Source organism: Arthrobacter koreensis (assembly GCF_009193255.1).
GTDB lineage: Bacteria > Actinomycetota > Actinomycetes > Actinomycetales > Micrococcaceae > Arthrobacter_B > Arthrobacter_B koreensis.
On record NZ_WACG01000005.1, the window covers coordinates 39,192 to 63,214 of the forward strand.

16 protein-coding genes and 1 tRNA gene are annotated in these 24,023 nt (G+C 67.7%); 5 read left to right on the forward strand and 12 right to left on the reverse strand.

All coding sequences use genetic code 11. The annotated features are described in order from the left end of the window. Positions 1-47 precede the first annotated feature (47 nt). The 7 genes from GD628_RS16880 to GD628_RS10990 all read right to left on the reverse strand — a co-directional run bounded on the left by GD628_RS16880 (position 48) and on the right by GD628_RS10990 (position 10,030). Positions 48-2,723: a helix-turn-helix transcriptional regulator gene (locus GD628_RS16880; protein WP_152274748.1), complete on the reverse strand. Its 2,676-nt coding sequence runs from the start codon at positions 2,721-2,723 to the stop codon at positions 48-50. A 14-nt stretch (positions 2,724-2,737) separates the two neighbouring features. Further along, a complete protein-coding gene (locus tag GD628_RS10965; RefSeq protein ID WP_152274749.1) occupies positions 2,738-5,344 on the reverse strand; it encodes an AAA family ATPase in 2,607 nt (868 codons plus the stop codon). Between the two features lie 513 nt (positions 5,345-5,857). Next, entirely contained in the window at positions 5,858-6,442 is a 585-nt protein-coding gene (pth, locus tag GD628_RS10970; protein ID WP_091606663.1) for an aminoacyl-tRNA hydrolase, read from the reverse strand. A 6-nt stretch (positions 6,443-6,448) separates the two neighbouring features. After that, the gene (locus GD628_RS10975) at positions 6,449-7,039 is read right to left on the reverse strand and encodes a 50S ribosomal protein L25/general stress protein Ctc (RefSeq protein WP_152274750.1); all 591 of its coding nucleotides are present in this window, start codon (positions 7,037-7,039) and stop codon (positions 6,449-6,451) included. Between the two features lie 345 nt (positions 7,040-7,384). Then, positions 7,385-8,368, reverse strand: a complete 984-nt coding sequence (locus GD628_RS10980; protein ID WP_091606667.1) for a ribose-phosphate diphosphokinase — start codon at positions 8,366-8,368, stop codon at positions 7,385-7,387. Further along, complete coding sequence (gene glmU, locus GD628_RS10985; RefSeq protein WP_152274944.1) at positions 8,365-9,876, reverse strand: bifunctional UDP-N-acetylglucosamine diphosphorylase/glucosamine-1-phosphate N-acetyltransferase GlmU; 1,512 nt, start codon at positions 9,874-9,876, stop codon at positions 8,365-8,367. Before glmU ends, GD628_RS10980 begins: the two co-directional genes overlap by 4 nt. An 82-nt stretch (positions 9,877-9,958) precedes the next feature. Further along, positions 9,959-10,030, reverse strand: a tRNA-Gln gene (locus GD628_RS10990). A gap of 152 nt (positions 10,031-10,182) precedes the next feature. On the opposite strand from GD628_RS10990, the gene GD628_RS16905 reads away from it, so the two are divergent. Further along, a complete protein-coding gene (locus GD628_RS16905; protein WP_193313255.1) occupies positions 10,183-11,241 on the forward strand; it encodes a TetR family transcriptional regulator in 1,059 nt (352 codons plus the stop codon). An 81-nt stretch (positions 11,242-11,322) separates the two neighbouring features. Here the strand turns inward: GD628_RS16905 and GD628_RS11000 are convergent, their stop codons facing one another. The 3 genes from GD628_RS11000 to rsmA are packed head-to-tail and all read right to left on the reverse strand — an operon-like array spanning position 11,323 to position 15,049. After that, positions 11,323-13,179, reverse strand: a complete 1,857-nt coding sequence (locus GD628_RS11000) for an ABC-F family ATP-binding cassette domain-containing protein (RefSeq protein WP_152274751.1) — start codon at positions 13,177-13,179, stop codon at positions 11,323-11,325. Between the two features lie 23 nt (positions 13,180-13,202). Then, a complete protein-coding gene (locus GD628_RS11005; protein WP_152274752.1) occupies positions 13,203-14,174 on the reverse strand; it encodes a 4-(cytidine 5'-diphospho)-2-C-methyl-D-erythritol kinase in 972 nt (323 codons plus the stop codon). Next, positions 14,171-15,049 (reverse strand): 16S rRNA (adenine(1518)-N(6)/adenine(1519)-N(6))-dimethyltransferase RsmA, encoded by an 879-nt coding sequence (gene rsmA, locus GD628_RS11010; protein ID WP_152274753.1) that lies wholly within the window; start codon positions 15,047-15,049, stop codon positions 14,171-14,173. Before rsmA ends, GD628_RS11005 begins: the two co-directional genes overlap by 4 nt. Positions 15,050-15,281: 232 nt before the next feature. Between rsmA and GD628_RS11015 the strand changes: the two genes are divergently transcribed. After that, complete coding sequence (locus GD628_RS11015; protein WP_141653685.1) at positions 15,282-16,517, forward strand: helix-turn-helix domain-containing protein; 1,236 nt, start codon at positions 15,282-15,284, stop codon at positions 16,515-16,517. Positions 16,518-16,589: 72 nt separating this feature from the next. On the opposite strand, the gene GD628_RS11020 is transcribed toward GD628_RS11015, so the two are convergent. Then, positions 16,590-17,726: a resuscitation-promoting factor gene (locus tag GD628_RS11020; protein ID WP_276529355.1), complete on the reverse strand. Its 1,137-nt coding sequence runs from the start codon at positions 17,724-17,726 to the stop codon at positions 16,590-16,592. Between the two features lie 258 nt (positions 17,727-17,984). Further along, complete coding sequence (locus GD628_RS11025) at positions 17,985-18,902, reverse strand: TatD family hydrolase (RefSeq protein ID WP_152274754.1); 918 nt, start codon at positions 18,900-18,902, stop codon at positions 17,985-17,987. Positions 18,903-19,084: 182 nt separating this feature from the next. On the opposite strand from GD628_RS11025, the gene GD628_RS11030 reads away from it, so the two are divergent. The 3 genes from GD628_RS11030 to GD628_RS11040 are packed head-to-tail and all read left to right on the forward strand — an operon-like array spanning position 19,085 to position 24,009. Further along, positions 19,085-20,140, forward strand: a complete 1,056-nt coding sequence (locus GD628_RS11030; RefSeq protein WP_152274755.1) for an AAA family ATPase — start codon at positions 19,085-19,087, stop codon at positions 20,138-20,140. Between the two features lie 39 nt (positions 20,141-20,179). Further along, positions 20,180-21,610 carry a DUF58 domain-containing protein gene (locus GD628_RS11035; RefSeq protein ID WP_152274756.1) on the forward strand — a complete coding sequence of 477 codons (1,431 nt, stop codon included), beginning with the start codon at positions 20,180-20,182 and terminating at the stop codon, positions 21,608-21,610. Further along, on the forward strand, positions 21,607-24,009 hold the full coding sequence (locus tag GD628_RS11040; protein WP_152274757.1) for a transglutaminase TgpA family protein: 2,403 nt from the start codon (positions 21,607-21,609) through the stop codon (positions 24,007-24,009). Before GD628_RS11035 ends, GD628_RS11040 begins: the two co-directional genes overlap by 4 nt. Positions 24,010-24,023 lie beyond the last annotated feature (14 nt).

A 24,023-nucleotide genomic window follows, 5' to 3' on the forward strand; every position in this document is an offset into this window, starting at 1 on the left:
CACGCCCCGCCGCACGGAGGAAAGCCTGCCCATGTGACTCGCGGGGATTACTCCCCCATCAGTTCAGCGGTGAGTTCCTCACGCCTGCTGATGCCGAGTTTTTCGAAGATTCGATAGATATGGCCCTCGACGGTTCGCACGGAGAGGAAGAGCTGACCGGCTATCTCCGCGTTGCGGTACCCCCTGGCAACCAGCCCCGCGACGTCCTTCTCCCGGCGGGTCAGGGCAGGCGCGGCAGGGCTGCGTCCAGGCTCCGCGGCTGATTTGCCGATCATCCGCTGGACCCGCTGGAGCTGGGCCCGGTCGCCCGCCGTCTTGGCGATTCGGAGGGCCTCCTGCAGGGCAAGGGGCCCAAGGGCACCGGCATCGGCATCCGCCGGCTCTGACGCGAACCTTACGAGGGCCGATACGTCCTGGTCCAGGACCGACCTGGCGAACACGTTCACGGCCCGTCCCCGCGGGCCCTGGATATCCTCGGAAAGCTTGAGCAGGCGATTCATGACAGTCGGATCACCGGCCCTCATGCTCAGGCAGCGCAACTCGAATTCAGCCGTGGGAAGGCCATGCTCTTCAGCCTGCTCTCCGACCTCGCGCAGTGCAGCCAGCACCTTTGGATCTCCGGTCCTGGCATATCCTGCCGCCAGCCGGTTGCCCCTTGCTATGAACCTGGTGCTGAGGGTTCCGCGCGGAGGAACCCTGTCACAGTCGGCCAGCAGCTCGTCCGCCCGGTCCAGGTCTCCTGCGCCCGCATCCAGCTGGGCTGCGATGGTGAGGGCCACGGGCAGGTTGCCGTCCGGGTCATGGGTACGCATTCCCTCGATCGCAGCCATCAGCTTGGGCAGCGCCGCCTCCATGTTCCCGCGGCGCAGCTCCATGACGGCTAGGCACATATCCACGGTGCCGCCTACCCGCAGTGAACTCCGCGACACCGCCAGCAGGTCCTGGTGGACGGTGCTGAGGACCTCGTCCCAGTAGCCGGCCCACAACAGGGCCGACAGATGACGATGCAGGACGAACTGGTAGTACATAAGGAACCGGTGCTCGCTGTGGGCTACTATCCCCAGCGCCTCCCGGGTGAGTGTCACTGCGATTTCCGCTCGTCCGCTGCAGGAGTGGATTTCCCCCAGGATCGCCAGGGACACCATCACCGCTTCAGCATCCCCCGCCTGCCGGGCCTGGGCCAGCAGGTCCCGGACCGGCGCCTCCATGCCGCGGTGGTTACCCGCGGACACTTCAATCAATGCTTCCAGGAGTAATGCTCCGCGCCATGATGAGTCGAGGTCAGCCCTCAGCTCTCCGTCCAGTGTTCCGGAAGACTCCGCTGCCGTCTCAATCCGCCGGATCGCGGCTTCCCAGGCCGCACGTGCTTCCTGCAGCCCGTCCACCTCGCCCGTGAACCGCTGCAGCAGCTGCACGCGCAGCAGCGTGCCCAGTTTCGCCGTCGTCAGGTCCGCGGCGGTTTCGACTGTTCCGCTCACCAGTTCCCAGGCGGCATTGAAGTTGGCGCGGTTGTAGTGGGCACGGGCCTTCTGGATCCTCGCGGCTGGCAGCAGGGCCGGATCCTTCACTTCGCCGGCGGCGCGGAGCGCGAAATCACTGTCGAAGAAGTTGTTTGCCATATAGGCCGCCCGCAGCAGCTGGGCCTCCGGAACCGCGGCTCCGCAGTCCAGGGACCAGCCGACGCTTCGCAGCAGCCCGTCCATCGATTCCATGTCATCGGGCATGACTTCCTGGACCCGCTGACGCAGCCGGGCGCTTCGCGCTGCTGGAACCATGTGCCGCACCAGCTGGCCGTACAGCGGGTGCCGCGGCCGCAGCAGCCTGTTGCCTTCGTCCTCAACGCTGACCAGGTTTGCCGCGGTCAGGGCGTCAACCGAGCGGTGAAGACCGAGTTTGAAGGCGACCGCCACCGGTAACGGTTCCGCGAGCGCAATGATCTCCATTGCCTCCCGCTCTGCGCTGGAAAGCCCCGAGAGGTGCGCCTTCAGCAGGTCTGCCAACCGCCCTTCGGGCGGACCGGCGTTGTTTTCCATGAGCCACACGCCGTGGCGTTCGGTCAGCGCCCCGCCCTTGCGCGCCTCAGCGACCAGCGCCAGCACGAACATGGGGTTCCCGCCGCTGCGGCTCGCAAGCTCGGCGCTGGTGGTGCTGAGCACCGGCCCGCCGAGCACCTTGGTGCAGAGTTCCTGGACCTGCGTTTCGGTCCACGGCTGAAGCTGGTGCCGTGAGATGGCGCCGCTCCATACCTGGGCCGGGATGCCTGCCGGGATGTCAGTGATGCTCCTGGTCAGCAGCAGCATCCGCACCCGTCCCGACGCCATCAGCTGGGACAGCAGGTCGGCACTGGCTTCGTCCAGGGCGTGTGCGTCGTCAACCACCAGCAGCGGCGCGGGACTGGCGTCCTGTCCCCCTGCGGGGCGCACTCTTCCCAGCAGTGCACGCATGACCGCCAGCGGAGAGTCAGTCTCATCTGCGGAGAGCACGGGCAGCAGCGGCGCGAGGGCACCGAACGGAATACCGGTCAGCGCTGAGCTGGCATGTATACGGAATACCGGCAGCTCACGTTCGAGTTCACGGACGACGGCGTTAGCGAGTGCGCTCTTGCCCATCCCTGCCTCTGCCACCAGCAGGGCGCCGCACAGTTCCCCCGAGCGCAGGTCGGTCAGGACCGCCTGGAGGTCGGCCTCGCGGCCAACGAGCTGCTGTGTTGCAAAACCCTGCATTTTCTCCCCAAACCTCACTCTGCGGAGCGGAAAGCATCCCGCAACTCAGTTCTTCCCGACACGTGCAGCTTCCGAAACAGTTTGTTCAGGTGCCAGTCAACGGTGCGCGGCGAGAGGCGCAGCTCCTCCGCAATGTGGTTCCTGGACGCTGTCCCGGCTGCTAGCCGCACCAACCGCGCGTCGAAGTCGCTGAGTCCTGCCAGCAGGTTCTCCATGGTGTTTTCCCGCAGGAGCCTGCGGTACGCAGCATTCTCCACAGCGGCGGCGCGGCGGGCTATGCTGCCGCCGCCGGCCGCAGTCATGGTGCGGACCATGCCCGCGGCGTGGTGGGCCAGCAGATGGTGGCCCAGCTGTGCAGCCCCTTCGGCAGCTTCCAGCAGGACCCAGGGGTCGCTGCTGAGCAATCCCTTGGCGTAAGAGCCCAGGGCCTCGGCCCATCGTCCCGTCGCGGTGGATGCCAAGCGCCCCAGGTGCGCTGCTGCGGCCAGGTCTCCCCTCGTGGCAGCAGCTTCGTAGCAGCCCAGGGCGAAGGAAACGTTTCCAAGGGCTTCTGCGTCCTCCGCCATCTGCACCAGGCTGCGTGCTGCGGTTTCCCTCTCCCGGCCCTGCCGGGCAAGTATCCGGAAGAACTCCGTGACTCGTGCGGCATGCCAGAACGGACGGTTGCGGAACCGCGGCGCGAGCTTCTGGTAAATGCCGGCTCGGGCGGCGTTTCCGCTCAGCCCGTGGGCGTAGGACAACAGTGCTGCGGCAAGGGGAAGCAGGTCCTGGGGATCCCGGTACCGCAGCTGGCTCACTGCCGGTTCGAGTGCCTCGACGGCGGCGTCGGATTCTCCGGCTGCCGCACGGACCACGCCCCAGACCAGCTCGCCGGCGGTCCCGCGGTAGGCACCATCAGTGCCGTCGGTGTTGTCGCGGATAAAGCGGAGTGCGCGCTCCAGGTCGCCGGCAGCGTAGAAAGTGTAAACGAGGCGGTTGAGGATAACACCCTGGTCCGGTGCCGGCAGCGGAGCACGCAGCACTTCCCGGTGTTCTTCCACCAGGCGCAGTGCTGCCCTGGCGTCACCGGTCACCGCAAGGGCTTCAGCTGCGGCCGCTGCCGCCAGGGCGCGTGTCCTGACCGCTATGTCCCGGCGGCGGGCCAGTGCTGCCAGGGGCTGAACGGCTCCAGCGCAGTTTCCTTCAGCGAGCTGGAGTTCGGCCCTGGCGTAGTCGATTTCAGCAGAGATGTGGGGGGTGTCGGCAACGCCGGAAGGAAGGTCCAGGCTGTCCAGGACCCGGGCCGGGTCATCCGACTTCGAAATGCTGCGCAGCAGCGCAGCCTTCTGGATCATGACGGCAACCCAGGTGTCCCGGTTGTCCGGATCCAGTCCGGCTTCGGCGGCCGTCAGGACGCTAAGGGCTTTCTGGTTCTCCCCCAGTGCCATAAGTGCCCGGATCTCCTCGAGGACCAGACCGTCCTCACGGCTCCCGGGCACGGCCGAACCAACAATCTCCAGTGCCAGGGACTGCTTGCCGGAATCATTGGCATACGCAGCGGCCCTGCGGAGAAGCCCGGGGCCAGGATCCGTTTGGCAGTCCAGCGACCATGTGACGAATCCGGCCAGCGCGGCGGGGGCCAGGCTTCCCGGGTCCTGAAGAACCTCCGTCAGTTCCTTCCACAGCTCATGGCTGCGGCCCAGCCGCATGTTGGCAGCCACCACCGAGGCAAAGAGCGAGTTCGACAGCATCACGGCCGGCTGTGTACCGCGTTCCAGCATCACCGTGCCGTTTTCTTCCAACGCATCCACTGTTTCCGCAGGCACCAGCTGCAGAGCCGTGGCCAGCGGCAGCGGACTAACCCGGGAGAGGACTTCGACCAGTTTGCGATGCTCTGCGGGTAACCTGGCCAGCTGCGTATCAAAAAGCTCCGCAACGGCCCCGGTGTGCACATAGGCCCCGGCGCGGACCCAGGTATGGTCGGAGAGGACCAGCCGGCCCTGCCGCACCTGCTCAGCTGTCATCAACAGGGTAAAGTGCGGATTGCCGCGGGTCTCCGCCCACATGCTCCGCGCCGCAGGTTCAGAGACCGCCCCGCTGAGGAACCCCTCCATCAGTGTCCGGGTTTCGGCTTGGCCGAGGGGCTCGACGTCGACCCTCACCAGGTGCCCCTCCGCCCAGAGCGACAAGACTTCCGGTTCAGCCTGCACCAGGTCCGTGGCCGTGGCAGCAACCGTGGCTTCCCCACCCCGCACCAGCTGGGCGATGACCTGCACCGAAAGCTCGTCGAGTTCATCGACGTCGTCAATCACCAGCAGCAGCGGCAGGCCGGCGGCCCGTGCGCGCAGGAGCCGGCGTACTTCGTGGAGCGCGGTCACAGGATTCAGTCCTCCGGCCAGAGGCAGCTCGCTCAACAGCGGCGCCAAAGCGCCGTAGGGGGTGCGCCGCGAAACCCTTGTGCCGTACAAGGCTTCGATCCGGTGTCCCCGGGCGCGGTCGGCCAGGGCCTGCACCAGGGCGCTCTTGCCAATTCCCTGTGGCCCGGCGATGAGGGCCCCCCGCCCTTCCGCCAAGGCAGATTCCATGCGTCCAAGGAGAGCGTCCCGGCCCACAAGTCCCGCCAATGGCCTGGGCAGCCTCATGTTGTGTCAGCAGGCCGCAGGCGCGGACCGCTGACAGGACCGTATGAATCAGGCCCTCCCATAATTCTCCCCCAGATCCCCGATTCACTGTCTGACTCGGTTCGTTTGCACCGTTGCGACAGATCAAACCACTGCGGAAAGAGTACGCTCCAACGGCGTCCATAGGAAGCTATTTAAGGGCGCGGTTGTTTTGCCGGAGCTGTGGAACGGCTTCCCGGAGCGTCTTGGATTGGGGGCGGACCTGTGCCGCGAAGCGAACTGCCGAAGCCTGTAGGGAATTGGAGGATTGATAAGGGACCGGCGCCGGGATGGGGGTGGCCCAGTCTCGGAGGCCTCCCGACGCCGGCCCCGCTTCAGGAGCCCGAAGGCTACCGCCAGTGTAGGCCCGCCTCCGGGGCCAAACAATGCTCGCCTGCCGTGCTGTGGACACGGGTTCCATACCTAAATATTCCGCAGGCGCTACTCGGTGCCGGTGACCTGCGGTTATGTCCGCAGCATCGAGGCAGCGGCCGCTCAGGCTCCGCTGTGGAACTTCTGCTGAGCGGCCAGGAGCCCCTCAGTGACCAGTAACTCGACGGCGTCTGCGCCGTCGGATACAAGGAATGGCAGCTCCTTGGACTCCGCGGTCCCGAAGTTTTTCAGGACCCAGTCCGCCGTGTCCATCCGGCCCGGCGGCCGGCCCACGCCCACGCGGACCCGGAGGTAGTCCTTGGTGCCCAGGGCCTTGCTGATGTCCCGGAGCCCGTTGTGTCCGCCTTCTCCCCCGCCGCGTTTGAGCTTCACGGTGTTGAACGGGATGTCGATCTCGTCGTGCACGGCCACGATGTTTTCCGGTTCGATCCCGTAGAAGCGTGCCAGCGCCGAAACCGGCCCGCCGGAGAGGTTCATGTAGGTGAGCGGCTTGGCCAGGATGACGCGCGGCCCGCCGATGCCAATCCGGCCTTCGGCGACCTGTGCCCGGGACTTGTGCGACTTGAAGCTGCCGCCTGTGCGCGATGCGAGTTCATCGAGGACCATCTGGCCAACATTGTGCCGGTTACGGCTGTAGCCGGGCCCGGGATTCCCGAGCCCGGCTACTAGCCAGGTGTTGCTGGTCAAGAAGGACTACGCCTCTTCGGCAGCCGGAGCAGCCTCAGCGGCATCGTCTTCGACCGGTGCGGTCGATTCAGAGATGTTGATGACCATGGTCTCGGGATCGAGCAGCAGCTCAACGCCGGCCGGCAGTTCGAGGTCACCGGCGTGGATGTGCTCGCCGGCCTTGCGGCCTTCGATGCTCACGGTGATGGTTTCCGGCAGGTTGGTGGCGTCAGCGGAGACCAGCACGGTGTTGGCTTCCTGGTTGAACACGTTGGCGCCCGGCGCGAGTTCGCCTTCAACGTGGACGTTGACCTCAACCTCAACCTTTTCGCCCTTGCGGACGGTCAGGAGGTCGATGTGCTCGATGATCTGCTTGATCGGGTCACGCTGGATGTCCTTGGCCAGGGCCAGGTGCGCTTCGCCGTCGACGTCGATCTCCAGCAGGGCGTTGGGGGTACGGACAGCCAGGGTAGTGGCCTTGGCGGGCAGCAGGATGTGCAGAACATCGGCGCCGTGGCCGTAGATGACAGCGGGGATCTTGCCGGCGACGCGGGCCTTGCGGGCTGCGCCCTTGCCGAATTCGGTGCGGGTGGTTGCTGCGAGCTTCTGCTCAGACATTGCTAACTCCTGTGATGGTTCTTCCGGGATTTCAGTTGCCTATTCGGCGCCGGTATCGGAACGAACCAGCTGCATCATCCGCTTCGGTCAGCAGAAACTGATCAGGAGCGGGTGCAGTTGAGAAGTTGCCAGCCACCGTCGATAACGGAGGTCCTCCGGAAAATTCCGGGGCCTCCCTCGCCTAGGCATCGGAAACAATGCTACCAGCAACACGGCGTCGGGCTTTCCACTCTCCTCCCCGCCCCTCAACCACCGAGAGGCCAGTTACGGCTGGTTTGAGCATTCAAACCGGCCGTAACTGGCCTCTCGGTGACAGGTAGGAGTGATGAAAGCGGGGGTTGAGGACTAAGCCTTGCCGTCGAAGAGGCTCGTCACGGAACCGTCTTCGAAGACCTCGCGGATGGCGCGGGCGATCAGCGGAGCGATAGAGAGCACAGTGAGCTGCTCGAAGCGCTTGTTGACCGGGATCGGCAGCGTGTTCGTCACTACGACTTCGCGGGCACCGGACTCGGCCAGGGTGCGGGCAGCCGGGTCGGAGAACACGGCGTGCGTCGCGGCGATGATGACGTCCTTTGCCCCGGCTTCCTTGAGGACGCGCACGGCGCCGGCAATGGTTCCGCCGGTGTCGATCATGTCATCGATCAGCACGCAGGTGCGGCCTTCGATCTGGCCTACAACCTGCTTGGAAACAGCCTGGTTGGGCACTGTCAGGTCGCGGCTCTTGTGCACGAAGGCCAGCGGAGCGCCACCCAGGCGCTCGGCCCACTGTTCGGCAACGCGGACGCGGCCGGTGTCCGGGGAAACGACGGTGACGTTCGAAACGTCCACCCGGGTCCGGATGTAGTCGGCAAGCAGCGGGATCGCCATCAGGTGGTCAACGGGGCCGTCGAAGAAGCCCTGGATCTGCGAGGTGTGCAGGTCCACGCTCATGATGCGGTCCGCTCCGGCGGTCTTGTACAGGTCTGCCACCAGGCGGGCGGAGATCGGCTCGCGTCCGCGTCCCTTCTTGTCCTGTCGCGCGTACGGGTAGAACGGGGAGACCACGGTGATGCGCTGGGCCGAGGCACGCTTGAGCGCATCGATCATGATGAGCTGTTCCATCAGCCAGTTGTTCAGCGGTGCCGGGTGTGCCTGGATGACGAAGACGTCCTTGCCGCGGACGCTCTCTCCGGGACGCACGTAGATCTCGCCGTTGGCGAAGTCATAGGCAGCGAGCGGCAGCAGTTCGGTGTCGAGGCACTTGGCCACTTCCTCCGCCAGCTCAGGGTGTGCCCGTCCCGTGGCTAGGACAAGCCTTTTTTCACCTTGTGCGGTGATTACGCTGCTCATGACTGTTCGCTTTCTCGCGTGGGGTTATCAGTACCGGAGAGGGAAGTCTGTGTCTGGGCGCGCCCGGCGGCCTCCGCTGCAGCGGAACCGGGGCGGTTGGCCGCCACCCAGTTTTCGAGGTTGCGCTGGGGCGCCACGTTGATGGCCAGCGAGCCCGCCGGAACGTCCTTGCGGATCACCGTTCCAGCTCCACTGTACGCCCCGTCCCCTACCGTGACGGGCGCCACGTACATGTTGTCGCTGCCCATGCGAACGTGCGATCCAACCGTGGTGTGGTGCTTCTTTTCGCCGTCGTAATTGACGAAAACGGAGGCGGCGCCGATGTTCGAGTGCTCGCCGATGGTGGCATCCCCCACATAGGAAAGATGCGGAACCTTGGAGCCGGTGCCGATCTGCGCGTTCTTCGTTTCCACGAACGTGCCGATCTTCCCGCGCTCACCGAGGTGGGTGCCCGGGCGCAGGTAGGCAAAGGGTCCGACGTCGGCACCCGCGCCGATCACGGCGTCGGATCCGTGGGTGCGGATCACCTTGGCGCCCTCGCCGATGACCACGTTGGTGAGGGTCGTATCCGGGCCGACGACGGCGTCGCGCGCCACCGTGGTGGTGCCGTGGAGCTGGGTGCCCGGCAGGATGGTGACGTCTTCGTCGAGGGTGACGGTCGAGTCGATCCAGGTCGTCGCCGGGTCGACGATGGTGACGCCGGCGCGCATCCAGCTGACCAGGGTGCGGCGGTTGTGCTCGGCGTTCAGTGCTGCGAGCTGAACCCGGTCATTGGCGCCTTCGACCTGCCACTGGTCGGTTGTCTCCACTGCCGCCACGCGCCCGCCGGCTGCCCGGGCGATGGCCAGGACATCGGTCAGGTACATCTCGCCCTGTGCGTTGTCCGTGCTGACCCGGGACAGGGCAGAACGGAGCACGGCGGCGTCGAAGGCATAGATGCCGGAGTTGATTTCGTTCACGGCCAGCTGCTCGGCAGTGGCATCCTTCTGCTCCACGATGCCGGTGACCGTTCCGTCCCCGGCGCGCAGCACCCGGCCGTAGCCGGTGGGGTCCACAACCCGGGCGGTGAGCACGGTGACAGCGTTGGAGTCCACGTTGTGGACGGCCACCAGCTCGCGCAGGGTGCCCGCTTCCAGCAGCGGAACGTCGCCATAGGTCACCACGACCGTCCCCTCGAGCGGGGTCAGGGCGTCAATGGCCTCGACGGCGGACTGGACGGCGCGGCCGGTACCGGGAACCTCGTCCTGGTCCACGATCATGGCGCCGGGCATCAACGAGGCAATGTGGTCCGCGACCGTTTCGCGTTCGTGGCGGACGACGACGGCGAGGGTGCGCGGGCGCAGGGCTTCCGCTGCGTTCAGGGCGTGTCCCACCATGGAGATGCCGCCCACGGGATGGAGGATCTTTGGCGTGCGGGACTTCATTCGGGTACCTGCTCCGGCTGCGAGGACGATGACCGCAGCTGGTGCGGTGCCTTCGTTTGGTCCGGTTCCCTGCGTATCCTGCATGCTCACGAAAAGGCGCTCCTACACGTTGTCCGGCCACGGCAGCGGGGCAGTTCCAAGCTTGCGGCGCGGCTGCATCCCAGCGTTCCGCCCATAGGATTCGAACCTATACTCCACGGCTCCAAAGGCCGGGGTGCTGCCGTTACACCAGGGCGGAAAATGTGTGGCTGATGCCGCACACAAGAGTCCAGTTTGCCATGCCCGAACCCCGCTCCGCGACTCGGTGTCCGGGCGGCCCGCGGGCCGGCGCGTGCCAGTGCGTAGACTGGGACGGTGGCGAGAATAACAACTGCGCGGTCACGGCCGCGTATGACAGGAGTCCAGCGGCGGGCCCAGCTGATCGGAGTCGCCCGCTCCCTTTTCGCCCTGCGGGGACTTGAAGGCGCGACCATCGAGGACATCGCGGCCGGGGCCGGAGTGTCCAAGCCGGTGGTCTACGAACACTTCGGTTCCAAGGAAGCGCTGTATACCGAGGTAGTGGATACGGAGTTCGACCGGCTGCTGGCAGCCATTACGCAGGCGCTGGGCGCCGACGCGGGCCCCCGGGTGCTGCTGGAACGGGCCGCCTATTCACTGCTCGACTACATTGAGAACCACACGGACGGTTTCCGGATCCTGGTCCGCGACGCTCCGCCGTCGCAGCCCGAAGGCACCTTCTCAACCCTGCTTTCCCGCATTGCCGCGGACGTTGAGCACATCCTCTCCAAGGAATTCGGCAGCCGCGGCCTGAGCGCGGAGGTAGGCGGCATGTACGCCCAGATGCTGGTGGGCATGGTTGCCATGACCGGCCAGTGGTGGCTCGATGCCCGCACCCCGGACAAGGCCACCGTGGCCGCCCACCTGGTCAACCTGTCCTGGAACGGTCTGACCGGACTGCAGAAGGAACCGGCCCTGGGGTACATTCCCGGCGGCGGAGCGCCGCTGGTGCTGACCCTCTCCGCAGTCCTGGTCCGTGACTCGGACGGACGCATCCTGCTGGTCCGCAAGCGCGGCACCCGGAAGTTCATGCAGCCCGGCGGCAAGCTGGAGGCCGGCGAGGACTTCCGCACCGCTGCCGCCCGCGAAGTGAACGAGGAACTCGGGCTGGCCGTGGCCCCCGGGGATCTCGCGGACATTGGCCGCTGGTACGGGCCTGCAGCAAATGAGGCCAACACCTACATCGACGCAGGACTGTTCTCCCTCAACCTCGAGGGACCCCGTGGAACCGGCAGGGCCGTCGTCCCGCAGGCCGCGGCGGAGATCGAGGAAACGCTCTGGCTCACCCCGGCCGAAGCGTTCGCCCGCAACGACATTTCGCCGCTGCTGCGCGACCATGTGCTGCCCGAGCTGCTGGCCACCGAAAGCCCGGCGGCCGGCGTCGACGGCTAGTTCCCCAGCTCCCAGCCATCGAAATCACAGAAACTGCCCGTACCAGCGCTGATACGGGCAGTTTCTGTCATCTGGATGGGATTACTCGAGGATCTCCGAGGCTTCGAGCCACTGCATCTCGAGTTCTTCCTGCTCCGCTGCCACGGCCTGCAGTTTCGCGTTGAGGTCCGCCAGCACCTCGAAATCGGGGCTGCCGCCGGCCGTCTCCCGGTTCATCTGCTCGTGGATCTTCTCCGACTGGCCTGACAGCTTGGTCAGCTGGCGCTCGATCCGGGTGAGGTCCTTGCGGGCGTTGCGCTTATCCGCTTCCGAATGCGCGGACCCGGCAACCGCAGTGGCGACGGCGCCCGGCGCGGCGTCGGGACGGGAGGCACCTGCCTGCGCGGCACGGCTCGCCTGCGAGGAGCTTCCACCGCCGGCACCCGAGGCCAGCGCGGCTTCCCGCAGCTCAAGGTACTGGTCGACGCCGCCGGGCAGGTCCCGCAGCTTCCCGTCACCGAGCAGTGCCATCTGGGTATCAGTGACCCGCTCCAGCAGGTAACGGTCGTGCGAGACCACCACGAGGGTTCCGGGCCAGCCGTCCAGCACGTCTTCAACCGCGGCCAGGGTGTCGGTATCGAGGTCGTTGGTTGGTTCGTCGAGCATCAGCACGTTCGGCTCCCCCACCAGCAGGCGCAGCAGCTGAAGCCGCCTGCGCTCGCCGCCGGAGAGCTCACGCACCGGGGTCCACTGCCGCTGGGAGCTGAAGCCCAGCTGCTCCACCAGCTGCCCGGCGGACAGCTCGCGCCCGCCTACGTTGAAGACGCGCTTCTCCTTCTCGATCACCTCGATGACCCGCAGGTCCGCGACGTCATCCAGTTCACGGACTTCCTGGGTCAGCACGGCGGTCTGCACGGTCTTGCCGCGCTTCAGCCGGCCCGACGTCGGCTCAACAGTGCCGTTGAGCAGCCGCAGCAGGGTGGTCTTGCCGGCGCCGTTCACGCCCACGATGCCCAGCCGCTGGCCGGGAGCCAGCCGCAGGGTGATGTTCCGGAAGAGCTGGGTGTCCCCCAGTTCCAGGGACACGTTTTCCAGGTCCAGGACGTCCTTGCCCAGCCGCGCCGTCGCCATCTTGTTCAGGGACAGCGTGTCGCGGGGCTCGGGCACGTCGGCAATCAGGGTGTTCGCGGCCTCGATGCGGAACTTGGGCTTGGAGGTCCGTGCCGGGGCGCCGCGGCGCAGCCAGGCCAGTTCCTTCTTGATCAGCTGCTGGCGCTTGTTCTCGACGACGGCGGCCATCCGGTCGCGTTCGGCGCGGGCCAGCACGTAGGCGGCGTACCCGCCGTCAAAGGGCTCGACGACGGCGTCGTGCACTTCCCAGGTCCGGGTGCAGACTTCGTCCAGGAACCAGCGGTCGTGGGTGACCACCAGCAGTGCCCCGTCGGTGGCCCGCCAGCGCTGCTTCAGGTGCCGGGCCAGCCAGGCGACGCCTTCGACGTCGAGGTGGTTGGTGGGCTCGTCAAGCATGATGACGTCGTCGTCGCCCATCAGCAGCTTGGCCAGGGCCACGCGGCGGCGCTGGCCGCCGGAGAGGGAGGAGACCCGGGCGTTCCAGTCGACTTCCTGCACGAGGCCGCTCATCACGTCGCGGATCTTCGGGTCCGAGGCCCACTCGTAGTCCGCGGCGTCACCCACGATCGCCTGTCCCACGGTAAGGTCACCGTCGAGCACGTCTGACTGGTCCAGGTAGCCCACCGTTACGTCTCGGCGGCGGGTGACACGTCCGCTGTCCGCGCTCTGCCGCTCAGCCAGCAGCCGCATGAGCGTGGACTTGCCGTCGCCGTTGCGGCCCACCATGCCAATCCGGTCCCCCTCGTCGAGCCCAAGGGAAACGGAATCGAGGATAGTGCGGGTGCCAAAGGCGATGCTGAGGTTCTCAGCGCCAAGCAGGTGTGCCAATCGGAGCTACTTTCGTCGGTGGTTCAGGTTTTGCTGGCCGTGCGCTGCGCCCCGGCAACAGGGCCGTGGACGGCGAGGGCATTGTGCCCCTCGGACCGCAGGGCGGCTTCGAGATGCGCGGCGGACGCGGCGTCCGCGGCCAGGAAAGCGAGGGTGGGACCGGATCCGGAAACGATTCCGGCCAAAGCGCCGAGGGCGCGTCCCCGGTCCAGGACAGGAACAAGCTCCGGGGCGAGGGACAGGGCCGCTGGCTGGAGGTCATTGGAGATAACGTCCGCCAGTGCCGCAGCGTTCCCGGTGCGCAGTGCCTCGAGCACACGAGGGTCGGCCGCGTAGGGCTCGGGCGCCGGGTCTGCACCCCCGGATTCGGCCTCTGAGCGCAGCGCGTCCAACCGGCCGTAGACCGCGGGGGTGGACAGGCCAGCGCCGGAGGAGGCCACGAGGACCCAGTGCAGCGGGGTTCCCGCGGGTGCTTCGGTGAGCAGGTCCCCTACCCCGAGCCCGACGGCGGCACCGCCTTCCAGCGCAAACGGAACATCCGCACCGAGCCCGGCTGCCAGCGTTCTGAGTTCGGCGGCGTCCAATCCGGATCCCCAGAGCAGGTTACAGGCCAGCAGTGCGGCCGCGGCGTCGGCCGAGCCGCCGCCCATGCCTCCGGCGACCGGAACGCGTTTGGTGATGGTCAGTTCCACCGCCGGATCGGCTATGCCGGCGTGTTCGGCCAGCGCCGCGGCGGCACGGGCCACCAGGTTGTCCGGTCCCAGGGGAATGCCGGCCACGGGAATCCGCAGCGGGCCGCCTCCCGTCACGGACACGGCGATGCCCGGCTTCGGGGCGGCCGTGGCCGTTACGTCTTCGCGAAGGCTGAGGGCCAGGTAGACGCTGGCCACGGCATGGTAGCCGTCCGGGCGCAGCGGGCCCACCTGGAGGGAAACATTGATCTTCCCCGGCGCGCTGACCGTCACGGAGGCCGGGGTCTGGGCGGTGGTGCTCACGGGGCAGTCTTCGCCTCGGCGATCCGGGTGTAGGCGGCAATATCCAGAACCTCGCCGCGGGCGCTGGGGTCCACTCCGGCGGCGCGGAGCGCGGTTTCCGCAGCGGCTGGGCTCCCGGCCCAGCCGGCGAGCGCAGCGCGCAGCGTCTTGCGGCGCTGGGCGAAAGCTGCATCGATGACCGCGAAGACTTCCTCGCGGGTGGCCGTTGTGGCAGGCGGCTCGTGGCGTTCGAACCCAACCAGGCCGGAGGCGATCTTAGGGGCCGGCCAGAAGACGTTCATGCCAATGACCCCGGCCTTGCGCATGGTGCCGTACCAGGCGGCCTTGACGGACGGCACTCCGTACGTCTTGGACCCAGGGCGCGCGGCGAGCCGGTCAGCCACCTCGTCCTGGACCATGACCAGGCCGTGGCGCAGGCTGGGGAACGTTTCAAGCAGATGCAGTACCACGGGAACGGCAACGTTGTAGGGCAGGTTCGCCACCAGGGCGGTGGGCTGGGCCGGCAGCTCGGTGACGCGCATGGCGTCCGCGAGGACTACGTGCAGGTTCTCCGCTTGTTCCGGACGCCACGTCTGCACGGTCTGCGGCAGGCGTGCGGCCAGGACCGGGTCGATCTCCACTGCCACTACTTCCCGGGCAGCGTCGAGCAGTCCCAGGGTGAGCGAGCCGAGGCCGGGACCAACTTCCAGCACGGTCTCCGAGGGATCCAGCGACGCGGCGGCGACGATCCGGCGGATCGTGTTTCCGTCAATGACGAAGTTCTGTCCAAGGGTCTTGGTTGGACGTACGCCAAGTTCATCTGCCAGCGCGCGGATATCGGAGGCACCAAGGAGCGGTTTGGGCCGCGGAACGGGCGCAGAAACGGATTCAGTCACTGCCTCATACTAGCGCCCGCAGCCGTCCCGGACCGTGTCGGCCGGTGTAGCCGCTAGTCAGGCCAGTCCCCCACGCAGGGCTTGGGAGCCGGGTGGAAAGGTGTCTTGAAAAGACTCATCGGATTCCCTCCACGCTTTCGCAATTGCTCTGCCGCAGCCGCGAGCGGGACTGTAGCGTCCCTTACCGCGGCTGATCCAAGTTTGGCGCACCGGGAGAACGGCGGTAACGGTCATGGGCAAAACCTTTGGGAAAAGGCTTCGAACAAACCGGCAGGAGAGGCTGCTCAGCCGCAGGGACCTCGGGGAACCCGGGCTGGCTGAGCGGGAGGTCTCACTGCTTGAAAGCGGGAGGCGGGAGCCGGGACAGCAGATGCTCAGCCACCTCGCAGCCCGGCTCGCGTCTGCGCCGGGGTGCCCGCCACGCCCGGGCGGCCCGAACGGCGCCCTCTACCTGGGCCTCTGCGCGAGCCAGGCCTGGGATGAGAGAAGCTACTTTGAGTGCCTTGAGACCGCGGTGGCTGCTGCGGCCGCGGCTCGGGCGGAGGGCGACGGCGAAGACTGGTTCGAGCTGTCCCTGCTGGCAGGAAACGCGCGGTTGAAGCTCGGCCACTACCGCTTCTGCATCCGGCAGGCTTCTGCGCTCGCACGGCATCCGCAGGCCCGCGGCCGCGCGGAGTTGAGGGCCAGGGCCCTGGAGCTGCTCGCCCGGGCTTGCCAGGGGGCGGGCCGGCTGCCCGCAGCGGTCCGCCACGGCCGGGAGGCGGTCGATTCGGCGCAGGAGGGACCTGTGCCGGCAGAGGTGAGCCTTGCCGCCTGCCTAAGCCTGGCCGCAGCGCTGACCGAGAGCGGCAGGGTTTCCCAGGCCTGGGAGTACTGCCGGGTCATGCTGCTTCCGCTGGCGGAGGCAGTGCCGGACACGCTGCTGGCCGGCAAGGCCTTCTGGGCCGTGGGGAACGTGGCCTTCCGGCGCGGGGATGCCGCCGCGGGTGTCCGGTACCACCAGCGTGCGGCGGCGCTGCTCAGCCCTCGGCTCGACGTCGGGCTGTGGGCTTCGTTCAACAAGGCCTCGGCGAGCATGCGACTTGCCTCCGGACTGCACGATGAGCAGACGTTCACCTGTATCCGCAGGGCGGAAGCCGCCCTCGCCGTCGTCGGCGCGTCCCCCGGTGATGCGCTGGACATCATCCACGCCCACGGGCGCTGGCAGCATCTGAACGGCAACTACGCACGTGCCGTGGACCTGCTTTCGGAAGTCTGGGACGCGCGGGGCCTGCTCTCTCCCCAAACGGCAGCAGAAGTGGCCCTCCAGCTCGGCCTCAGCCTCGGGCGCCTGGGCCAGGCAGAGGCCTCCAGGCGTCACCTGGAGGAAAGCGAGTCGTTGTTCCGCCTGGCCGGCGCACCTGACCGTTCGGGACACGTTCGGACCCTGGCGGATGCGCTGGCGGAGCATCCCGGTCCGGCTCGCTGACACCGCATCTGCGCCAGGCATGGAAAAAGCCGGCCACAGGGACCGGCTTTTTCCATCTGTGTGCTGGCTGGGCTAGAGCAGTCCCAGCTTGCTGGCGCAGGAGGGCCAGTGGCCCCATCCACCGTTGGCACGCAGGTTTTCGGCGACGGCAATCTGCTGCTCAGGGGTAGCCTCGCTTGCCACCGGGGCGTAGGCGCCGCCGCCGGCACCAAGCCAGCTTTGGGTGCTGAACTGCAGGCCGCCGTAGTAGCCGTTGCCGGTATTGATGTGCCAGTTGCCGCCGGACTCGCACTGGGCAAGCGCCGCCCAGGCACCCCCGGCGGGTGCCGAACCGGATGCGGCACTGGACGCAGCTGCTGCTGCGGGACGCTTCTTGGTACCGACGGCGACCGTCTCGGCAACCGGTTCACGCGTAACGCTTTCGCTGGCCAGGACACGGCTGACTTCGCGGCCGTCCACCACCACGGTGTTGAAGATCCGGGTGCGCTCGCCGGCCACGCCGGGCTCGGTGACCTTCTTTTCGCCCTCGAAGAGCTCCGCGTCATCCACCGTGCGGGTTTCGAACGGCACTGGCTCGGTCACGGTGTCCTGGGTGTCTGCGGCCACCCGTGTCACCTTCAGCGTCATGCCGTCAGCAATCGCCGCCCGGGCCGGGACTGAAATCCGGTCCGACGCTCCGAGGGTCACTCCGGCCTCAGCCAGGAGTTCCTCGACACTCGACGCGGTGGTCTCCAGCTGCGTGGTCTTGCCGTCTGCGAGCAGGGTAACGGTCTTGGGAGTGGAGATTGAGAGTCCGCGGACGGAGACCAGGGAGGCGTCCAGCGAGGCGGAGACCGAAGACTTCGCGGAGACCCGCAGTTCGGAAATCAGGTCTGCCACCGTGGAGCCGGTGGTCTGGACGGTGTGGCCGGTGCCGTCAACGTTGACGTTGACCGTCTTGGCCGTGGTCACTTCAATCGTGGTGCCGTCCCGGACCTCGGTGTCCGGGGCGGGAACCACACGGTCTGCTGCTGCAAGCTGCACGTCGGCCTTCGCGAGGACATCCTCAACGGTGCCGCCGAAGGTCATGATGTCGCTTGTCTCACCGTCCACGTTCAGGACGACGGACTTGTTGGTGCCGACGAAGGCCACGAGTCCCAGGATGAGGGCCACCATGACGGCGGCCTGGCCTCCGAGCTTCAGCCCGCGCCTCATGAGTGAAGTTGCCACGGAATTCCAAACTTTTTGAGCTTCCGGGCACGGGGACTTGGGCGCACCCCGGGCAGGGCTCCGGGTCTCACGGAGTGCCGGCGCGCGCAGGCAGGGACCATCGCCGTCGTGGCTACACCGGCTGCCGAGGCAGGGCATGGTTCTCTAAGGCGGTAGTTATTAGTCCGGAAGCCTTCCCCGACCCCGGCTAATAGGTCCCTACCGTAACCGAACCGTGATCTCCGGGCAAACTCCGGTTTCGGCCCGAAGCATTGACAGCTAGTCCCAGGACCCGTAAACGGCGGTGGTGTTTGCTGCTATCGAGGAGCAGAAATCAGCCAGGTCCGCACCCCGGATTTCGGCCATGGCCCGCACCGTATAGGGAACCATGTAGCTTGCGTTGTTCCGTCCGCGGAAGGGGTGCGGGGTGAGGAACGGGGCGTCGGTTTCAACCAGTATCAAGGACGGATCCGCCACTGCCAGGGCGTCCCGGATCCCTTCTGCGTTGCGGAAGGTCACGGTTCCGGCAAAGGACATGTACCACCCGTGTTCGTTACAAATGCGGGCCAGGCCAGCGTCGCCGGAGAAGCAGTGGAAAACGACGGCCGGCGGAAGCTGTTCTTTCCCGAGGATGCGCACAACGTCCTCATGCGCGTCGCGGTCGTGGATCTGTACGGCAATCCCCGCCTGCCGCGCAATGCCGATGTGCCGGCGGAATGAATACTTCTGGGCATCCACGCCTTCGGGGCCGGTGCGGAAGTAGTCCAGCCCCGTCTCCCCCACCGCCCTGACCCGGGGACGGGCCGCGAGCGCTCCTATCTCTTCGAGGGCCGCGTCCAGAGTTCCGTCCCGGGCAAGCTCCGGCGCATCGTTGGGATGGATGGCAACGGCCGCCAGGAGCCGCGGGTCCTCTTCGGCAAGCCGCGCGGCTTCCCGGGACGATTCGAGGTCCGTTCCCACCTGGACGGCGCCCTGCACGCCCGCGGCGGCTGCGGCGTCGAGCGCTGCGGAGGCCGTCCGGGCACCCGGAACGCCGAAGTCCAGGTGTGTGTGGTTGTCCATGACCGGAACGGGCAGCGGCTCCGGCGCGGGGGCGAACGCCCTTTCGGCGCTGCGGCCTTCCTCTCGCTGGCTGTGTCCGCGGGCAAGGTAGGTCTGCGGTATTTCACCCGGAACGTATGCGCCGTCGATAGTCATGTCTTTAAGCCTAAGTGAGCTTGTACCCTGTACGTACTAAGTGCCCCGGCGGCTGCCGGGAACGGTGTTGGCGGTGCCGGTGCGGCCCCGCGCGCCGCAGGCCCGGCAGCCCATGGGGCACTCAACCGCCGGCCGGGACTGGGCTCTTCCCCGGCCCACGAGCCGAGCCCTGGAGGGTATCCATGGACACCCGCAACACATCTGCTGCCACCGCAGGATTCGATGCGCCGGGCGCCGTGGCGCCGTTCGCCGGGAGCGCGGCCGGGGAGGCGGATTCGTTCCTTTCCGTCAGCACGCGGATCCTCGATGCAATCAACACGGTGATTGACGGCAAGGACGAGGCAGCCCGCCTGGTGCTCACGGTCCTCCTGGCGGAGGGACATGTGCTGCTGGAGGACGTACCGGGTGTCGGGAAGACCATGCTGGCCAAGACCCTTGCACGTGCTGTGGACTGCTCAGTAACGCGCATCCAGTTCACCCCGGACCTTCTCCCCTCGGATGTGACGGGGGTGTCGATCTACAACCAGGACGCCCACCGGTTCGAATTCAGGCAGGGCCCGGTCTTCGCCAACATCGTGATCGGCGACGAGATCAACCGCGCCTCGGCCAAGACGCAGTCCGCCCTCCTGGAGTGCATGGAGGAACGGCAGGTCACGGTCGACGGCGGCACTTACCGGCTCGCGGAGCCCTTTATGGTGGTCGCCACCCAGAATCCCCTGGAGATGGAAGGGACCTACGCACTTCCGGAGGCCCAGCGGGACCGGTTCATGGCACGTATTTCCCTGGGCTACCCGGACACCGCCTCAGAGATCGAAATGCTCGAAACCCACCAGTCCGTCTCTCCCCTGGAGTCGATAGTTCCGGTGGCTTCAGTGCGGGACATCGCTGCCATGACGGCTAAGGTGCGGGACGTCTACGTGTCCGCTGCGGTCAAGGAGTACACCGTAGCCATCGGAGCGGTGACGCGTGAGCACCCGTTCATCCGGCTCGGTGCCAGCCCCCGGGCGCTGCTGCAGCTGCTCCGCGCCTCCAAGGCCCGCGCCGCGCTGGAGGGCCGGGATTTCGTCCTGCCCGACGACGTCGCGCGCCTGGCCGGATCGGTGCTGCCGCACCGGCTGATCCTCGAGCGGCAGGCGCTGGGCGCCGGTGAAACCCCTGCCTCGCTGTTGGCGGCTGTTCTCTCCAAGGTGCCCGTTCCGCGGCCTCCGGGTGCCCGGGCCGGAATGACGCGGCCGTAGCCGGTGAGGAAACCCGGACAGCCCGCAGCCAGCAGGCCCGTGCTCACCGGACGCGGCTGGGGACTGGTAGCAGCCGGAGTCGTGTCGCTGCTCGGCGCGCAGGTATTGGGCCGGCGTGACCTGCTGCTGCTGGGAGTGTTCCTGATCCTGACGCCGCTGGCCTCTGCACTGGCACTTCGGCTGCTGAAGCCGCAGTTCAGCGTGCAGCGGTCCTTTCGTCCGTCCACCGCAAAGACCGGGATACCGGTAAGCGTGGGACTAACGGTGCGGCCGGTGAAACCCTTCGGCGGAACGGCCCGCATGACGGAGGAACTGCCGGCCCGTTTCGGCACCAGCCCCGAGTTCCTGTTCCCTGCCGCGCGGGCGGACGGCCTGGCCAGCCGGTACGAGTACCGGCTGGTCTCCTCCCGGCGGGGCCTCTACCGCATTGGCCCGGTCAGCGCAGGTTTCCTGGATCCCTTCGGACTCGCACTGGCACGGCACACCATTGGGGGCACGGATGACCTCATTGTGAAGCCAGTGCCGGTGGAACTCCCTGCCGCGGTGCTGGACGGACTGCGCGGCAGCGACGGATCGGTTGCCACGAGGGTCCAGGGAGTCCCCAGCCAGGACGATGTGACAACCCGCGAATACCGGCACGGAGATCCGATGCGCAGGGTGCATTGGTCCGCCACGGCCCGCCACGGCGAGCTGATGGTCCGCCAGGAGGAAACGGTGGCAACGCCCCGCGCAACCCTCGTGCTGGACCAGCGGGAATCCAGTTATGATCAGGGATTTCTTTCACCCTTTTGGGCCGAAACCGCAGACGACGCCGCTCCTGCCAGCTCAGAATCGTTCGAATGGGCGGTCGCTGCCGTCATGTCCATCGGCGCTGATCTTTTGGAGCGCGGGTTTGCCGTGCGGCTCCTGGACGCCCAGGCCCGTCCCGGCCTGCAGCGTTCACCCTCCAGCGCCGATCCGCGGGCAGCGGTCTTCAGCGGAGCGGCGGCTGCCGGAGACCTCGGCGAGGGGCTGGCCGCCCTCGGGCTGGAAGAGGCAGCGGCAGCATCCGGGCCCCGTCCCCGGCACGGTTCCCGTACACGGCGAACCCTCCGCAGGCCCGGCAGGCCGGCTCCATCCGGCGCCAGCCCGCGCCCGGATCGGAGCACACACCCCGGACAGCACCAGCCTTTCGGCGACGCCCTGCTCGAAGCCCTGCTGGACGCCCGCCACCGGGGACCGCTTGTGGTCATCACCGGCGCGCTCAGCGAAGAAGATGCCCGCAGGCTCGCACCGGCCGCAGACGCGGTGCCGTCCGCCCTTGTCCTGCTGGTTACCGAACGGCCGGCAGCCGCCGCAGCGCAGCTGGCGCTCCTCCGGTCAGCGGGCTGGACTGCCGAAGCCGCAGCCCCCTCCCAGCCGGTGGCCGCCGCGTGGTCCGGTGCAGCGGAACACGCGGCAGCACTCGCGCAGCAGGGGCTTAGGCCATGACGGCGACGCTCGCTCCGCCGGAGCCCCGGCAGTCGGAGCCACGCCCGCGCCGACGCCGGACGGGAGATGCCCAGTGGGTGGGCGGAGCGGTTTGCGCTGCGGCCGTGCTGCTGTGCGCGCTGAGTATCCACGGGGTGCTCGACGGGTTCGCCTGGGTGTGGCCGCTTGGGACTGCGCTCGCTGCGGTCGCAGCAGGAACGGCGCTCGCCCGGTGGTTCAGGCTGCCCACTGCGCTGGTACCGGCAGCAGGGATGGCTGCGCTGGCCCTCATCCTCACGGTGATGTTCTCAGCTGACGCCGCGTTCCTGGGGATCCTTCCCACGGGTGCCACGCTCGGCCGGGCACAGGCACTGCTCTCGGCCGCCCAAACCACGGTGATTACCCAGGTCATCCCCGTCAACCCGGACGCCGGCGTGGTGTTCGTCGCCTGTCTTGCGGTGGGACTGATCGCCGTCCTGGTGGATACGCTGGCAGTCACCCTTCGGATGCCCGCAGCCAGCGGATTTGGCCTGTTCACCGTCCTGCTGGTTCCCGCAATCATCAAGCCGCAGAGCGTGGGAGTGGCAGGCTTCACGGCGGCAGCGGCCGGCTACCTCCTGATCCTGGCTGCCGGAACCTGGCAGGAGCGGCGGGAACGGTCTGCGGCGCATGCGGCACCGGACGTCCCAACCCGCCCCAGCGGCGCCCAGGCCGCAGGTGCCGCGGGAATCGGTGCGGCGGCCGTGGTGGCAGCCCTGCTGGTTTCCCTCGCCATTCCGGGTTTCAATGCAGGCGCCTTTCCCCAGGGCGCACGGTTCAACTTCCTGAACGGTTCCACCGGGCTGAACCCCGTGGTGTCCCTGGGCAATGACCTGCGCCAGCCAACCGCAACCGGACGGATCACCTACGCCACGGACTCAACCCGGCCGGTCTACCTCCGTTCAACCACCCTGGAAGACTTCTCCGGCACCCGCTGGGCTCCGGATACCCGGGAAAACGAGCGGAAGTCGCTGGCAGGAGAAATGGCCCCGGCAGGTTCCGCGGATCCCGCCATCCCCACGGAGACCGTGCGCACCCTGATCAGCTCTCCGAGTTACGCCAGCCCCTGGCTGCTGGCTCCCTACGCGCCATCCTCCGTGTCCGGGCTGGACGGCGCCTGGACCTGGGATCCCACCACCATGACCATCCTGTCCGGCAGCGGCAGTTCGGAACCGCGTTCCGGGTATGAAGTCGTCAGTGAGTCTCCCGTGGTGACCAGCGAGGCCCTCTCCGGGCTCCGGGCTGCTCCCGCGGATGCGGTGGAACCCAGGTTCACGGACCTCCCGGGCGACCTCCCGCAAATCATCCGGGACACGGCCCGGGAAGCAGTGGCGGGCGCCGACGGCCCCTATGCCCAGGCGCTGGCCCTTCAGTCCTACCTCCGCGGTCCGCAGTTCGACTACTCGCTGGAGGCCCCCGTCGAGGGCGGTTATGACGGCAACGGTATGGGCGTGCTGTCCAGGTTCCTCGAACAGAAGTCCGGCTACTGCATCCATTTCGCCTCCGCCATGGCCGTCATGGCCCGCGAGGTTGGCATCCCCAGCCGGATGGGCCTGGGCTACGCTCCCGGACGGGCGACGGGCAATACCCTCCCCGGTCCGGACGGCACGGAGCTGGATGAGTACGCGGTTGACGCGCGCGATGCGCATGCCTGGCCCGAACTCTACTTCGAAGGTGCCGGATGGGTGCGTTTCGAGCCCACGCCGTCCCGCGGCGTCGTGCCCTCCTACGCCGTCCAGCGGCAGCAGAACGCCGCGTCCGCCGCGCAGGCCGACGCCGATCCGCGGGATATGCGGAACCCGGCACCGCCGGCGCTTCCCTCAGCCGCTCCCGAGCCCGATGCCCAGTCCCAGCCCCTCGAGCCGGGGGAAACTGCCGCGGCTCCGTGGGCCGGCGTTGGAATAGGCCTGTTGGTGGCCGGGGCAGCGGTACTCACGCCGTGGGCCCTGCGCCGGAGAAGGACCGGGCTGCGCAGGAGCGAACATGCCGGGTCGGGCCGTGCGGCTCCGGTCTGGTCCGAGGCCACGGACCTGGCACAGGATTTCGGTTACCGTGCCAGGACCGCTGACAGTCCGCGGTCCTACGCGGAGCGCCTTAGCTCGCAGGCGGGGCTGCCGCAGCCGGCGGCGAACGCGCTGGCCCGGCTGCGCGCCGCTTACGAAGCCGAGGCCTACGCCGACCCGGCGGGGCCTGGCCCCGCCGGGAAGCCGCCCGCGGACTGGCAGGACGTGGAGACCGTTCGCACCGCGCTGCGCGGGTCCGTGACCGTTCCGGCGCGGCTCCGGGCTGTCTTCGTTCCGGCGTCGTTGTTTCCGGCCCAACGCACCGGGCCCACGCCGGCCGCGTCCCGGGAACCGGCGAAACCGTCTTCCCGGCGTTAACGCCGCAGGCCCCG

Bases quoted from the DNA above. Each gene is read 5' to 3' on its own strand.
- GD628_RS16905 (WP_193313255.1), top strand. From the start codon at position 10,183: ATGACAGGAGTCCAGCGGCGGGCCCAGCTGATCGGAGTCGCCCGCTCC.
- GD628_RS11015 (WP_141653685.1), top strand. From the start codon at position 15,282: ATGGGCAAAACCTTTGGGAAAAGGCTTCGAACAAACCGGCAGGAGAGG.
- GD628_RS16880 (WP_152274748.1), bottom strand. From the start codon at position 2,723: ATGCAGGGTTTTGCAACACAGCAGCTCGTTGGCCGCGAGGCCGACCTC.
- glmU (WP_152274944.1), bottom strand. From the start codon at position 9,876: ATGCAGGATACGCAGGGAACCGGACCAAACGAAGGCACCGCACCAGCT.
- GD628_RS11040 (WP_152274757.1), top strand. From the start codon at position 21,607: ATGACGGCGACGCTCGCTCCGCCGGAGCCCCGGCAGTCGGAGCCACGC.
- GD628_RS10975 (WP_152274750.1), bottom strand. From the start codon at position 7,039: ATGTCTGAGCAGAAGCTCGCAGCAACCACCCGCACCGAATTCGGCAAG.
- GD628_RS10965 (WP_152274749.1), bottom strand. From the start codon at position 5,344: ATGAGGCTGCCCAGGCCATTGGCGGGACTTGTGGGCCGGGACGCTCTC.
- GD628_RS10980 (WP_091606667.1), bottom strand. From the start codon at position 8,368: ATGAGCAGCGTAATCACCGCACAAGGTGAAAAAAGGCTTGTCCTAGCC.
- GD628_RS11030 (WP_152274755.1), top strand. From the start codon at position 19,085: ATGGACACCCGCAACACATCTGCTGCCACCGCAGGATTCGATGCGCCG.
- GD628_RS11025 (WP_152274754.1), bottom strand. From the start codon at position 18,902: ATGACTATCGACGGCGCATACGTTCCGGGTGAAATACCGCAGACCTAC.